The following is a 13,251-nucleotide window of genomic DNA, read 5'->3' on the forward strand; positions in this document are numbered from 1 at the left end:
CCCGATGTGGACGCCATCTTCGCCGCATCGGACCTGATGGCCGTCGGCGTGCTGCGGGCGCTGAGCCGGGCCGGCCGCCGGGTGCCCGACGACGTCGCCGTGATCGGCTTCGACGACCTGCCCGTCGGACAACACACCGATCCCCCGCTGACCACCGTCCGCCAGCCCGTCGAGGAAATGGGCGCACGCATGACCCGGGAGCTGATCGGCCTCATCGTCGGCGGACCGGTCGCCCCGCGGCGAATCGTGCTCGACACCGAGCTCGTGCTGCGCGCCTCGGCATGACCGCGTGATCCGAGGAGACACAACGGCACCAGGCGGCCGGCGCGGGCACGTTCGGGACAACGTGCCCGGACCGGCCGCACCGGTGCTGCCTCAGCCGTGGCTGTAGACGCTCGCTTCCTTGGCGGTGGCCTTGATCCCGTTGGGACCGTTGATGATCCGCCTCCCCCAGGTCGTGAGCTGGCCGGGGTTGAAGTTGTTCGTCATGTCCAGCCGCGAGTCGTTGTTGCCGGCCCACGACCAGCCCAGGTAACCGATGCCCCGAGCCACCGTCTGCGACATGACCGTCTGGTCATCCACCTGGCCCGAGTCGAAGTGCCAGCCGAACTCGCCGACGACCAGCGGCAGCCCCTTGGCCTTGAATGCGTCGAAGTAGGAGGTGATCGACGAGGCGGTGTTGTAGATGGCGTACATGTGCACCGAAAACACCGTGTTGTGCAGGGAATCGGCGTTCCAGACGGTCTGCGCGTTGTCGCGCATGACGTGGTCCTGATCCTGGCCCCAGTTCGGCGCGTCGACCATCAGCAGGTTCTGGAAGCCGTTGGCCCGCATGCGGCGCACCGCGTTCGCGGTGGCGTTGGTCCACTGGCCGGGGTTGTTGTTGCCGATCGGCTCGTTGCCGATGTTGATCACGACGTAGCTCTCCTGGCCGACCAGGTTGTGCTTCTGGCCGATCCAGAAGCTCACCGCCTCGTCGAGGGTGGCAGCGGCGCCGTCCTGGCCGTAGCCGGTGGTGTCGTGCACCTCCAGGACGCAGATCAGCCGGTTGCGCTTGCACTGGGAGACCACGTTGGCCACGTCGGTCGACGGGCCCCACCGCTTGCCGCTGCCCAGCACCACTCGCACCGTGTTCGCGCCCTGCGCCTTGATGTTCGCGAACGAACTGGTCTGGCTGGGGAACCAGACGTGCGCGTGGCTGATCCCCCGCATGACGAAGGTCTGCCCGTTGCCCTCGACGATGTCGCGGCCGCTGATGTGCAGCCCCGTCGCGGTGGTGGCGGCGGATGCCGGGGAGACGGCGGTCAGGACGGAAGTGGCGATGGTGAGCAAGGTCGCGCCGAGAACGGCGAGTGATTTCCTCATTCGCACCTCTGGAGTTGAGGCCCCCGAATTGGGGCACGATCGCTGTGTTCGCGGGGAAACGCTGAGATCGCGGGTCCACCCTGGACGACCCACGTCGTAACCACTCGCATCGTGCCGAGTCAACGTGAAGCCGCGCGTGCCGCGGTCGCCGAACCGTACCGGACACCAGCACGGTAAGAAAGACCGCGAGGTCCACGATGAAGAACGCCGATGCCACACGCACCGGCACACTGAAATTTTCACTGGACGCCTACCCGATGGCCGCAGCCCCTTTCGTCGATCGCCGAGGCTCCCTCTGGTGCACACAGGAAGCAAACATCCAGGCACAGCAGCGATTCAGTCGACTGCGACGGACACGACGAAGTACAACGGCATCGAGGCGTCGGGCGGCCCGGTCTTCGGCGCGCGTTCACATCCTCGCCCGGGAAGCGGCAACCCTTGAAATGATCTCCGCTTGCGGTTTCGATCCCCTCAGCAGGGTAAACGCTTTCCGCCAACTTCATCGCTCGCGGATGTGTGCCTGCCTCGACTCCACCAGAATGGACGGTGCCGATGATGAAGGCGTTCCGGTTCGTCACCCTCGTGACTTCCTTGCTGTTGACCTGTGCGGCACCCGCCGCGGCGTCCGGGCAGGACTCAGGTCCACGACCTGCGCATGGCACCTTCTACACGGGAGACCAAGGTGGCGCCTGCGGCTACGGCAACTGGCAGGCGGATCACCCGGGCGAGCTGTCCACGGCAGTCAGCAAGGTGCTCTTCAACAACGGCCTGAGCTGTGGAGAGCGATTCACCGTCAGGTGCGTGGACAGCCGCTGGTGTCTGCCCGGGAACCCGGTGATCACGGTCGAGGTCACCAACTACTGTCCACCGAATCCCAGCCTTCCCAACAACGACGGGGGCTGGTGCAACCCACCGCTCGAACACTTCGACCTCTCGGAGAAGGCCTTCACCACGATCGCCGAACGACAGGCAGGCATCGTGCCCATCACGTACGTCGAAGCCGGCACCGACGGCCCCTCGCCGCTCCGATTCAAGATCGCCGGCAATCCCGACTTCAACCTGGTGCTCGTCGACTCCAACTCACGGTGGAGCACCAACGCCGTATGGATCAAGGGCACCGGCACCGACTGGCTGCCGATGACCCGGAACTGGGGCATGAACTGGCAGTCGGGCCGGAAGCTCACCGGTCAGGCCCTCAGCTTCAAGGTGACCGACACCCACGGTCGAACGGTGATCCGGAACAACGTCTTCCCGGCCGACTGGAAGTTCGGTCAGACCGCCACCGCGGCCGGGTTCTGAGCCGGCAGGGACGGCAGGACCGCACCTCTCGACCGATGTGGCCGCCTGGCTCGCGAGGCCCTACGGCACCTTTGTCACGTCAGTCCGACGGACCGGCTGGTGGTGTCCAGACGGTCCGGAGTGGACAGTGCAGATAGGTTGTCGGAGTTGGGACTGGCGATGGTGGCCCTAGTGGTGCTGGAGGGCGCCGATGTCGGGGACGGTGGGGATGGCGGCGCCGTTGTAGTCGAGGCCGCCGTTGTTGGCGATGGCGACCCCGGCACGGACGGCCGGCGAGCCGGCGGCGATCAGCCAGTTGAGCCCGGCCGTCAAGTCGGGTCCGGTCGCCGGGGTTCCGGTTCCACCCGCCGTCGGATGGGCGAACTGAGGGTTGCCGACGACCGGATGACTGTCGCCGGAGGGGATCGTCGGGCCGTTGCCGCCGTACAGGTTGTTGTGGTAGCTCGCGCCGGAGGTGGTCATCGAGGCGTGGGCGACGCTGGTGTAGAAGATGTTGTTGGTGAACGTGGTCGGGCCGCTGCCGGCGACCATTTGCGTTCCGGCGGTGTTGTAGACGGTGTTGTTGTACACGTTGGTCACGCTGCCGCTGACGCTGTCCAGCAGGATCTCGGTGTTCCTGTTGTTGGCCAGCACGTTGTAGCGGACGGTCGCGGTGTCGAACCTGGTGTTGGTGTTGCACGCGCAGGAGAGGTAGCCCACGTTGTTGTCGTGCAGGTAGTTGTACTGGACTACCGCGTTCGTCACGCCCATGTCGGTGTCCAGCGCGTTGCTGTCGCCACCGCCTGCCTTGACGGTCGTGCCGGTGACCTCGTTGTGCTGAGCGACAACGTGGTCGGAGTAGTCGAACTCGATGCCCGAGGTGCCGACCCGGTCCACCAGGTTGTTCTGCACCAGCCCGTTGCGCACGTCGTCGATGAGCATGCCGTTGGCGCCGTAGGCGGTGCCGGCCTGGATGATGTAGTTGCCCTGGATCGTCACGTTCGTGAACGGCGAGTACCTCGAGTCGGTCGCCGAGGTGCGCAGGCCCCAGCCAGTGGCCTTCGCGCCCGGGGAGGTGCCGGAGTACTGCTTGAGCACGATGCCGCCCCACGAGGTGTTCTCGACCGACGAGTTCTCGATGAGGATGTCGTTGAGGATCGTCGGTGTGCCGGGCGGGGCGGCGATGTTCGGCACGGTGGTGTTGAACACGATCCCACCGGTGTTCTTCGCGCGGTCCCAACCCATCTGGAAGTTGATTCCTGGCCGGTTGTTCGAGGTCGACCCGCCGACCCAGTTGTCGACGCCGGTCACATCGTGCGCGCGCACACCGTTGATGACGAACCCGGACAGGGTCTGGCTGTTGTCGCCGCCGATGTGGATCGCGCGGAAGTCCTTCAGGTCCGAGGTCGACTTGCCCGCGTAGTTGGACGCGTCGATGCCGGTGATCGTCCAGTACTGCTGGTTCCACAACTTCACCGCGTCCGGCACCCGGCCCGCGCCGGCGAACGCGGGCTTGTTCCCGGATCCGTAGCCGCCGATAGTGATCGGCGCGCTCGAGGTGCCCGAGCCCTTCGGCCACAACTGCCCGGTCCAGGTGTCACCAGCCCGGAAGAGCAGGTGGTCACCCGGATGGAACGTGGTGGCGTTGACCTTCGCCAGCGACGCCCACGGTGACGTCGCGCTCGTCCCCGAATTCGAATCGATACCGGACGTCGAGACGTAGTACGTGGTGCCGGTGTCGGCCTGGGCGGCCGGCGCTGCCATGACCCCGACGCCGGCTGTCACGACGGTGACGGCGATCGCGCTCAGGGCGGTGATCGCCGGTGCGCGCCGACGCGATCTGGAGGGGAGGTTCCACTTCATTGTGCCACCTTTCGAGAGGGGGTCCGTGCGGTTGCGTGTCACCTGGCGGCCCGACACGGGGCCGGAATTCGCGGCGTAGGGGTATCGGTCGCAGGCCGAGCGGGCGGGCTCGTCGCCGACACGAAGCGGGCGAACCGGGCACCGTCGGCGCCCGCACGCCGACAACGCGGAAGGTAGTGATCGATCACTATGGCGTCAAGAAAAGCCGTGTGAACGATCACCTACCATGGGCGTGGCGCGCTCGCGCTCGGATGTAACTTTCACGACGGTTGGAGTCGAGGCATGGCAGGCGAGCCCGACAGCGGCAAGAAGAGGTCGACGATCTGGGAGGTCGCTCGAGTCGCCGGGGTCTCGCATCAGACGGTGTCGCGGTATCTGCGCAACGAGGGCGGGCTACGGCCGGCAACCAGGGAGAAGATCGACAAGGCCGTCGCGGAACTGGACTACCGGCCCAACCTCATCGCCCGCTCCATGCGCACCCGGCGCAGCAACCGGATCGCGATCGTGCTGCCGGAGCTGACGAACTTCGTGCCGATCCCGGTGCTGCGGGGCGCCTCGGCCGCGGCGCGCGCAGCCGGGTACACCACGGACGTGGTCGGCCTGGAAGGCGACGAGAAGCGTCGGGCGGAGGGCACGCTCTCGCTGCTGGACAGCCAGCAGATCGAAGGGGTGCTCTCCTTCACGCCACTGAGCGACCGGGTCATCGAGGCCGCCGGCCGCCGGCCGATCGTGGTCTACGGCGAGTACGACGACCGCATGCACTCCCGGGGCAACCTGGCCGACGGCAAGCCCGCCGGGATGATCGTGCGGCACCTCGCCGATCTCGGGCACCGGCGGTTCCTGCACGTGGCCGGCGCGGACGACTGGGCCTCGGCGGTCAACCGACGCCAGGTCTACGAGTTGACGATCGCGGAGCTCGGACTGGAGAGCTACGGGGTGGTCGAGGGCGACTGGTCGATGGCTTCGGGTTACGAGGCGGCCCGCGACCTGCCCGCCAATTCCGGGGTGACCGCGGTGCTGGCCGCCAACGACTATGTGGCGATGGGCGTGATCCGCGGCTTCCAGGACCGAGGCGTACGGGTGCCGCAGGACGTCAGCGTGTTCGGCTGGGACAACGAGGAGTTCACCCGGTACTTCCTGCCGAGCATCTCCACCGTCGACTCCGACCGCGAGACGATCGGACGTCAGGCCATGACGCGGCTGATCGCGCTGATCCGCGACGAGCCGCAGCCGGCGATCGAGCTGGAGAGCCTGTTCACTCTTGTCCCCCGCGCCTCCAGCGGCCCGCCGCCACGGTAGGACGGCATCGAAGGTGATCGATCACCCTCGATACCTTGACGCTGTGGGTGATCGATCACTATCTTCGCCCCACACCGTCCGGCCCCGTGTGGTCCGGCGTCCACGGCACATCGACGTGCCAGGGAAGGACCCCCATGATCCAACGCGCTTCCGCCACCGCGTTGCGAGGCTCGAGAGCACTCGCCGGGGTTGTCGCCGTGACACTGGCCGCTGCCGCGCTGTCGGCCTGTGGCGCGCCGACCAGCCCATCGTCATCGACTACGACGAGCGCGATGGCGCCGGTCAAACCGTCGAGCCCGATCAAGCTCACGATCCTGGACGGCGGCGGTGACCTCAAGGGCGGCGGCCAGGCCGCGATCGACGCGTTCGTCAAGGCCAATCCGGACCTGGTCTCGTCGGTGGACTACCAGACCGCCGCCGGGACCGACGTGACCGGGAAGCTCAAGGCGCAGCAGCTGGGCGGGTCGGTCAGCACCTCGCTCGTGCTCGGCGGCTCGGACGTGCTCGGCGCCGCGCAGGCGCAACACGTGCTGGCGCAGCAGATTCCCGAGCACTCCGCCGGCCTGCCGGTGCTGGCGAGCATTCAGGACGCCGGCCGGGCCGGCTTCCAGAAACTGTCGGACGGCTACGGGCTGCTGATCGGCTACGACCAGAACGGGCCGTTCCTCGACTACAACGCCGCGAACCTCAGCGACTCGCAGGTGCCGACCACTCCCGAGGCGATCCTGGCGTGGGCCAAGGACCATCCGGGCAAGTTCGGCTACGCGGCCCCGAACAACTCCGGCTCCGGGCGCGCGTTCATCATGGCGTTGCCGTACATGCTGGGCGACGTCGACCCGTCGGACCCGGTCAAGGGCTGGGACAAGACGTGGGCGTACCTGACGCAGCTCGGCGCGTACATCAGCAGCTACCCGACCAGTTCGACGCTGCTGGCCCAGCAGTTCGGCAGCGGACAGTTGACGATGATTCCGACGGTCATCTCGCACGACATCTCCTTCCGGCAGTCGAGCACCTATCCGGCGAACACCGGTATCGCCCTGTTCTCGAAGCAGACGTGGGTCACCGACGGACATTTCGCGATGATTCCGACCGGGGTCAGCCCGCAGACGCTCTACGTCGACCTGGCGCTGGAGTCCTTCATCGTCTCCCCGCAGGCTCAGGCGATGCGCATGGGCTCAGTGCTCACGAGCGCGAACAAGAACGTCACAATCGACGACGCCGGGCCCACGGCGGCCGCGTTCGTGCAGAAGTGGGGGCGTTCGGGCTTCTTCCAGACGGCGTTCCGGACCGGCGCCGTGCACGCCCCGTTGACGCCGTCGGCCCTACAGAAGGCGTTCGGCCTGTGGCAGCGCAACGTCGGCGCGAAGGTCGGTGGATGAGCGGTGGCGATCACCATGGCCGGTCCGGCTCGGCGGACGTCCGGCGCGGCCTTCGAAACGCTGTCGCTGCGCGGAGTCACCCGCGTCTACGGCAGGAACCCGCCCGCGCTGTATGACTTCGACCTCGAACTCGGCCGGGGTGACTTCGTGGCGCTGCTCGGTCCGTCGGGCTGCGGAAAGTCGACCGCGCTGGCCTGCATCGCCGGTCTCCAGCTGCTCACCCGCGGCTCCATCTGGCGCGACGGCGAGCGTATCGACACCAAGCCGGCCGAGAAGCGTGGCTTCGGCATGGTGTTCCAGAACTACGCGCTCTTCCCACACCTGAGCGTGCGCCGCAACGTCGAGTTCGGACTGGCCATGCGGAAGGTGGCACGCGGACAGCGGCAGGAGCGCGCACTCGCGGCGCTGCGCACGGTCCAGCTTGAAGAGCACGCGAGCAAGCTGCCCTCGCAGCTGTCCGGCGGGCAGCAGCAGCGCGTGGCGATCGCCCGCGCACTGGCCATCGAACCCGAAGTGGTGCTGATGGACGAACCGCTGTCCAATTTGGACGCGGCGCTGCGCATCGAGCTGCGCACCGAGATCAAACGGATCTACCAGGAGCGTGGTCTCACCGTCCTGTACGTCACGCACGACCAGGAGGAAGCGCTCGCGCTCGCCACCAGACTGGTGGTGCTGCGCAAGGGCCGGATCGAGCAGATCGGGACGCCGCAGGAGGTCTACACGAACCCGTCCAGCGCATACGTCGCCGGGTTCATGGGCTACCGCAACCTGTTCCCGGCCAGTTACCGGGAACCGGGTCAGGGCCGCGAGGCACGGGTCAGCGCCTTCGGCGCCACCGTGACCGGCACGGTGATCTCCGATGGGCGCCTGGAGGACGGTGCCGGCGTGACGGTCGCGATCCGGCCGGAGGACCTGATCCTCGGCACGGGCGCGGGCCCGAACGCGATCGAGGCGGTCGCCGAGGTGGTCGAGTACCACGGGAGGGAGCTGTCGGTCCAGGCCCGCACCGCAACGGACAATGTGCTGCACCTGAAGACGACCGAGCCGGTCGCGGCCGGTTCTCTCGTGACACTCACCGCCCGTCCGGACCGAGTGCTGGTCTACCGCAGCGGCCTGAACCGTGGCGAGCTCGACGTCGAGGCCGGCGCGTCATGACCGAACCGCCCGCCCCCGAACGCATCCCGCGCCAGCCGCTTCGCCACCGGCTGGCCGAGCGGGGCGTCGACTACTCCCTGCTGCTGCTCGTCCCCGCCGTGGTCGTGATCGCCGGGTTGTTCCTCTACCCGTTCCTCTACGGCATCTCCATCTCCGTCCAGCCGCAGTCCGGCGGCGGCGCGTTCGCCAACTACACGAACTTCTTCACCGACCCCTACCAGGCCGGCGCCATCGTCAAGACGCTGCGCCTGGCGCTGCCGGTCGCGCTGGTGAGCGTCGGGCTCGCCGCGCCCCTGGCCTACCGGTGCCGCCGCGATTTCCGCGGCCGCAAGCTGGTCACGCTCGTGGTGATGCTGCCGATCACCTTCGGCAGCATCCTGATCGCGCAGGGCATGCCGCGCGTCTTCTCGCCGTACGGCTGGGTGAATCTACTGTTCAAGGCGGTCGGTCTGCCGCAGGTGAACCTGCTCTACAACTACTGGGGCACGTTCATCGCCGCGGTGCTCACCGCCCTGCCGCTCGTGTTCCTGCTGCTGATGGGAATCTTCGGCGGCATCGACCGCTCCCTCGAACACGCCGCCGCCACGCTCGGCGCGGGCCGGGCCGCCCGCTTCTGGCGGATCATCCTGCCGCTCGCCGCCCCCGGCCTGCTGACCACGTTCATGCTCGCCTGCGTCGAAGCGTTCGCGATCTTCCCGTCCGCCATCCTCGTCGGCCAGCCGGACAACCAGACCCACGTGCTGACCATCCCGATCTACCAGGCCGCCTCCCAGAATTCGGACTACACCCAGGCCTCGGCCATCGCCGTCGTGCTCACCGTGATCGAGCTGCTGATCCTCGGCCTCGCCGTGCTCGTCCGCGGCCGGCTGTTCCGGGGCCCGGCCACCGGAGGGAAGGGCTGACCATGGCCACCACGACACTCGCGCCCACCTCGGCCCCGGCAGCGCGGGCGCCGGGCTTCAGCCGGCCGACCGTCACCGCCGTGCTGACCTGGACGGTCGCCGGCCTGTTCGCGGCGGTCCTGCTCGCCGTGCTCATATCGGTGATCGTCACCGCGCTGTCCACCTCCTGGGGCGGGACCTGGTTGCCGAGCGGCTACACCCTGTCCTGGTTTCGCCACGCGTGGGACACCCCGGGCCTGGCCAACTCGATCGCGGTCACCTTCGAGGTCGCCATCGCGGACGTCGCCATCGCCCTGCTGGTCGGGGTGCCCGCCGGATACGTGGTAGCGCGTAAGAAGTTTCCCGGCCGCAACGCGATCATGCTGTTCGCCCTGCTTCCGGTGATCCTGCCGCCGCTGACCTACGCCGTGCAGCTCGCGGCCCTGATGTACCGGCTCGGGATCGGCGGCACCCTGCTGTCGGTGGTCCTGGTCAACCTGGTGCCGATCCTCCCGCTGGTCATCCTGATCACCGTGCCGTTCGTCGAACAGATCTCGCCCGACGTCGAACAGGCCGCGAAGGTCTTCGGCGCCGACAACCTCCGGCTGTTCACCAGGGTTCTGGTGCCGCTGCTGACCCCCGGCATCGTCGCGGCCGGCGTGCTCAGCCTGGTGCGGGTGCTGGGCTCGTTCGAACTGACCTTCTTCGTCTCCGGCGCCACGACCCAGACCCTGGTGGTCACCATTTTCGGCGCCCTGTCCGACCCCGGCGGACCGCCGGCCGCCCTCACGGCCGCGATGACCGTGTTCTACATGGCGATCGCACTGCTGGGCCTGGTGATCAGCCTGAGGTTCGCCAACCCGGCCCACACCCTCGCCCAGCCGGCCCGCCGCACCCTCTGAACAACCGAGAGGACAACCATGACCGACCCCGACCGCACAGTCGGGGTGGCGATCATCGGCGCGGGAAGCATCGCCGACGGCAGCCACCTACCGGCCATCCGCGACCAGGGAGCCGAGATCCAGGTCCTCGCGGTCGTCGACGTCGATCTCGAACGGGCCCGGAGCTTCGCCGAGCGTTGGCAGATCCCCGCCGCCTACGGCGACATCGACCAGATGCTCCGCGAGGCCGCACCGGACCTGGCGATCATCTGCACCCCGCCGATCGCCCACCGCGACGCCGTCGTCGCCTGCCTCGACGCGGGAGTGTGGGTGTGGTGCGAAAAGCCGCCGACACTCTCGCTGGCCGAATACGACGAGATCGCGGCGCACGAGGCGGAGGGCGGACCCTACGTCTCCTACGTCTTCCAGCACCGCTTCGGCTCCGGCGCCCGCGCGCTGCGCGAGCACATCCGCACCGGCCGGCTCGGGAACCCGCTGGTCGGCATCTGTCACACCCTCTGGTACCGCGACGACCGGTACTACCGGGTGCCGTGGCGCGGCCGGTGGAGCACCGAGGGCGGCGGGCCGACCATGGGCCATGGCATCCACCAGATGGACCTGATGCTCTCGCTCCTGGGCGAGTGGACGGAGGTGCGCGCCGCGAGCGGCACCCTCGCTCGCGGCATCGAGACCGAGGATGTCTCGATGGCCATCGTGCGCTTCGCCTCCGGAGCCATGGTCTCGATGGTCAACAGCGTCCTGTCGCCCCGGGAGACCAGCTACCTGCGCTTCGACTTCCCCGAGGCCACGGTCGAGCTGACCCACCTCTACGGCTACGACAACGCCAACTGGCGCTGGACCCCCGCCCCGCACCGCGCCGACGACACTCCCGCCGATCTTGGCGCGCCCGAGGACAACGAGGCCAGCAGCCACGCCGCGCAACTGCGGTATCTGCTCGACGACCTGCGCCGCGGCCGCCGACCCGAAGCCAGCGGCGACGACGGGCGGCGGGTGCTCGCGTTCATCGCGGCGCTCTACGCGTCGGCGGCCACCGGACTCCCGGTGACCCCGGGCCAGATCACCCCGGACGACCCGTTCTACCACTCGATGAGCGGGCACAAGGAGAACGCGCATGCCTGACGCCGCCTTCCATATCCGCGACGACCACGCGAGCACCGAACTGACCGTCACCGTCGCCGGCACCGAGATCGCCACCTACGTCTACCGCCCCGACACTCCACGAGAGGAATCGCCCAAGCCCTACGTCTACCCGCTGCGCACCCTGTCCGGCGCCCCGCTCGGGACCTACCGGCCCTGGGATCACCGCTGGCACAAAGGTTTGCAGATGACCTGGTCGCACCTGTCGGGCCAGAACTTCTGGGGCGGGCCCAGCTTCGAGTCGGGTGCGCCGGGACACGGATATGTCTGGCTGGACAACAACGGCAGCCAGCTGCACTGCGGCTTCGACCGGCTCGACGCCGACGGCGCCGACGCCACCGTGACCGAGCGCCTGAAGTGGGTGGCCTCCACCGGGCAGAGTTGGCTGGCCGAACGGCGCGTCCTCCGCTTCCACAGTGCCGATACCGGGCGGGGGCTCTGGGCGCTGGATTTCTCCACCGAGCTGACGAACACTCACATCGAGCCCCTCGAACTCGGCAGCCCCACCACCCACGGCCGGCCGAACGCCGGCTACACCGGTCTGTTCTGGCGCGGCCCGCGCGCGTTCAGCGGCGCACCGATCATCGCCGAGGGTGCGGAGGGCGACCAGGTCATGGGGTCGACCGGCTCCTGGGCCGCGATCAGCGGCGAGCACGACGAGATCGACGGCGGTGCCACGGTCCTGGCCTACGCCGGCACCTCCTCCGCCGACGTTCCGCTCAAGTGGTTCTCTCGCAGCGACCCGTTCGCCTGCCTCAACCCCTCGCCGGCCTTCGACGCCGAAATCAAGCTCGAGCCCGGGACAACGCTCGAACTGAGCCACCGGTTCGTGTTCCTCGACCACGTCACCGACCGCGCCGGCCTGGAGTCGATCGCTCGCGAGTACGCGCCATGAGCGCTTCTGGTTGGCCGGAGTTTCCCGGCGCCGTCGGAATCAGCGACCTGCACGCTTACCCATGGCCCACCGCGGACGACGAGCACGGCGGCTCCCCGCACATGCACCTGACCTGCACCGAGGCCTACGTGGTGATCAGCGGCCGAGGACGGTTGCACACCCTCAACCACAGCGGCCCGAGCATCCAGACACTCGCCCCCGGCGACGTGGTCTGGTTCACCCCCGGCACGATCCACCGCGCGATCAACGACGGCGGTCTGCGTGTGGTCGTCATCATGCAGAACGGCGGCCTGCCGGAAGCGGGCGACGCGGTGATGACCTTCCCGCATGAGCACCTGACCCCCGAGCGGTACCCGGCCGCCGCATCCGTGCTCGGCGCGGACGGGCAGCCGAGCGACGAACGCGCCCGGGCCCGACGCGACCTGGCGGTGGAAGGCTTCACCGAACTGCTGCGCCAGTGGGACCTGGGCGACCACCGCGCACTCGACGACTTCCACCGCAAGGCGACCGCGCTCGTCACACCCCGGTTGAGCGAATGGCGAAAGCTGGTCGAGAACGGCGCCGCGGCCACCGCCGCAGCGGCCCTCGAACACATCGATGCCCTCGGCCGGGGGGACACGACGCACCTGATCCGCGCCGGCGTCAACCGCATTCCCGCCCTGTCCGAAACCACGCTCGGCATGTGCGGACACCTGCACGCGTACGACCCGGTCCGCCGCCTCGGCGCCGGCGGCTGACCACGGCGCAACTCCGATCCAGCAGGTGGGCACAACCTCCAGAGCCCGGGATTCATGACCCGCGGCATCCTCGACCCGGGCCACTACTACTACCGCCGCGTCTACACAGACGCGATCCGAGCCGTCGACGCCGCGAGGACGCACCCAGCCATCGGCCCCGGCCGGATGTATGTCGCCGGCGGCAGCCAAGGCGGATTCGAGGATATCTCGCCTTCCGTCGACGACACTCCGTCGTCCGGCCTGCTCCCATGCGCCGATCAGGCCGTTCACACATCGAACATCATCGAATGGCGGCCGAATCCGTTGACACCGTTTCGAAGACGCTCCTACAGTCCGGAACCCCTGCTCTGAAGGAGACCT

At 68.3% G+C, this 13,251-nt stretch carries 12 protein-coding genes and 1 pseudogene; 11 read left to right on the forward strand and 2 right to left on the reverse strand.

Going from position 1 to position 13,251, the window contains the following annotated elements:
* Positions 1–285 (forward strand): LacI family DNA-binding transcriptional regulator (locus KUTG_RS02160; protein WP_043714504.1); only part of this gene is annotated, 285 nt, incomplete at its 5' end.
* A gap of 90 nt (positions 286–375) precedes the next feature.
* Here the strand turns inward: KUTG_RS02160 and KUTG_RS02165 are convergent.
* The gene (locus KUTG_RS02165; RefSeq protein ID WP_084580943.1) at positions 376–1,365 is read right to left on the reverse strand and encodes a cellulase family glycosylhydrolase; all 990 of its coding nucleotides are present in this window, start codon (positions 1,363–1,365) and stop codon (positions 376–378) included.
* A 552-nt stretch (positions 1,366–1,917) separates the two neighbouring features.
* Here KUTG_RS02165 and KUTG_RS02170 point away from each other — a divergent pair.
* Positions 1,918–2,664, forward strand: a complete 747-nt coding sequence (locus KUTG_RS02170; RefSeq protein ID WP_043714506.1) for an expansin C-terminal domain-related protein — start codon at positions 1,918–1,920, stop codon at positions 2,662–2,664.
* A 168-nt stretch (positions 2,665–2,832) separates the two neighbouring features.
* Here KUTG_RS02170 and KUTG_RS02175 read toward each other — a convergent pair whose 3' ends face one another.
* Complete coding sequence (locus tag KUTG_RS02175; RefSeq protein WP_232240603.1) at positions 2,833–4,506, reverse strand: right-handed parallel beta-helix repeat-containing protein; 1,674 nt, start codon at positions 4,504–4,506, stop codon at positions 2,833–2,835.
* A gap of 282 nt (positions 4,507–4,788) precedes the next feature.
* Here KUTG_RS02175 and KUTG_RS02185 point away from each other — a divergent pair, with 282 nt between their 5' ends.
* The 9 genes and pseudogenes from KUTG_RS02185 to KUTG_RS65645 form a co-directional block, all read left to right on the forward strand.
* Positions 4,789–5,805 carry a LacI family DNA-binding transcriptional regulator gene (locus tag KUTG_RS02185; protein WP_043714510.1) on the forward strand — a complete coding sequence of 339 codons (1,017 nt, stop codon included), beginning with the start codon at positions 4,789–4,791 and terminating at the stop codon, positions 5,803–5,805.
* Between the two features lie 272 nt (positions 5,806–6,077).
* Positions 6,078–7,184: an extracellular solute-binding protein gene (locus KUTG_RS02190; RefSeq protein WP_052393764.1), complete on the forward strand. Its 1,107-nt coding sequence runs from the start codon at positions 6,078–6,080 to the stop codon at positions 7,182–7,184.
* Positions 7,185–7,187: 3 nt separating this feature from the next.
* Positions 7,188–8,339 carry an ABC transporter ATP-binding protein gene (locus tag KUTG_RS02195; protein WP_232240604.1) on the forward strand — a complete coding sequence of 384 codons (1,152 nt, stop codon included), beginning with the start codon at positions 7,188–7,190 and terminating at the stop codon, positions 8,337–8,339.
* Positions 8,336–9,241 carry an ABC transporter permease gene (locus KUTG_RS02200; protein ID WP_043714512.1) on the forward strand — a complete coding sequence of 302 codons (906 nt, stop codon included), beginning with the start codon at positions 8,336–8,338 and terminating at the stop codon, positions 9,239–9,241. Before KUTG_RS02195 ends, KUTG_RS02200 begins: the two co-directional genes overlap by 4 nt.
* A 2-nt stretch (positions 9,242–9,243) precedes the next feature.
* Entirely contained in the window at positions 9,244–10,122 is an 879-nt protein-coding gene (locus KUTG_RS02205; RefSeq protein ID WP_043714515.1) for an ABC transporter permease, read from the forward strand.
* 18 nt (positions 10,123–10,140) lie between these two features.
* Positions 10,141–11,241: a Gfo/Idh/MocA family protein gene (locus tag KUTG_RS02210; protein ID WP_043714517.1), complete on the forward strand. Its 1,101-nt coding sequence runs from the start codon at positions 10,141–10,143 to the stop codon at positions 11,239–11,241.
* Entirely contained in the window at positions 11,234–12,154 is a 921-nt protein-coding gene (locus tag KUTG_RS02215) for a DUF6807 domain-containing protein (RefSeq protein WP_052393767.1), read from the forward strand. Before KUTG_RS02210 ends, KUTG_RS02215 begins: the two co-directional genes overlap by 8 nt.
* Entirely contained in the window at positions 12,151–12,891 is a 741-nt protein-coding gene (locus KUTG_RS02220; protein ID WP_052393770.1) for a cupin domain-containing protein, read from the forward strand. Before KUTG_RS02215 ends, KUTG_RS02220 begins: the two co-directional genes overlap by 4 nt.
* A 27-nt stretch (positions 12,892–12,918) precedes the next feature.
* A pseudogene (locus KUTG_RS65645) lies at positions 12,919–13,242 on the forward strand (acetylxylan esterase); the annotation flags it as partial.
* Positions 13,243–13,251 lie beyond the last annotated feature (9 nt).

The organism is Kutzneria sp. 744 (assembly GCF_000568255.1).
Lineage (GTDB): Bacteria > Actinomycetota > Actinomycetes > Mycobacteriales > Pseudonocardiaceae > Kutzneria.

Excerpts from the sequence above, each read along its gene's own strand:
- KUTG_RS02165 (WP_084580943.1), bottom strand. The coding sequence starts at position 1,365 with ATGAGGAAATCACTCGCCGTTCTCGGCGCGACCTTGCTCACCATCGCC.
- KUTG_RS02170 (WP_043714506.1), top strand. The coding sequence starts at position 1,918 with ATGATGAAGGCGTTCCGGTTCGTCACCCTCGTGACTTCCTTGCTGTTG.
- KUTG_RS02175 (WP_232240603.1), bottom strand. The coding sequence starts at position 4,506 with ATGAAGTGGAACCTCCCCTCCAGATCGCGTCGGCGCGCACCGGCGATC.
- KUTG_RS02185 (WP_043714510.1), top strand. The coding sequence starts at position 4,789 with ATGGCAGGCGAGCCCGACAGCGGCAAGAAGAGGTCGACGATCTGGGAG.
- KUTG_RS02190 (WP_052393764.1), top strand. The coding sequence starts at position 6,078 with ATGGCGCCGGTCAAACCGTCGAGCCCGATCAAGCTCACGATCCTGGAC.
- KUTG_RS02200 (WP_043714512.1), top strand. The coding sequence starts at position 8,336 with ATGACCGAACCGCCCGCCCCCGAACGCATCCCGCGCCAGCCGCTTCGC.
- KUTG_RS02205 (WP_043714515.1), top strand. The coding sequence starts at position 9,244 with ATGGCCACCACGACACTCGCGCCCACCTCGGCCCCGGCAGCGCGGGCG.
- KUTG_RS02210 (WP_043714517.1), top strand. The coding sequence starts at position 10,141 with ATGACCGACCCCGACCGCACAGTCGGGGTGGCGATCATCGGCGCGGGA.
- KUTG_RS02215 (WP_052393767.1), top strand. The coding sequence starts at position 11,234 with ATGCCTGACGCCGCCTTCCATATCCGCGACGACCACGCGAGCACCGAA.
- KUTG_RS02220 (WP_052393770.1), top strand. The coding sequence starts at position 12,151 with ATGAGCGCTTCTGGTTGGCCGGAGTTTCCCGGCGCCGTCGGAATCAGC.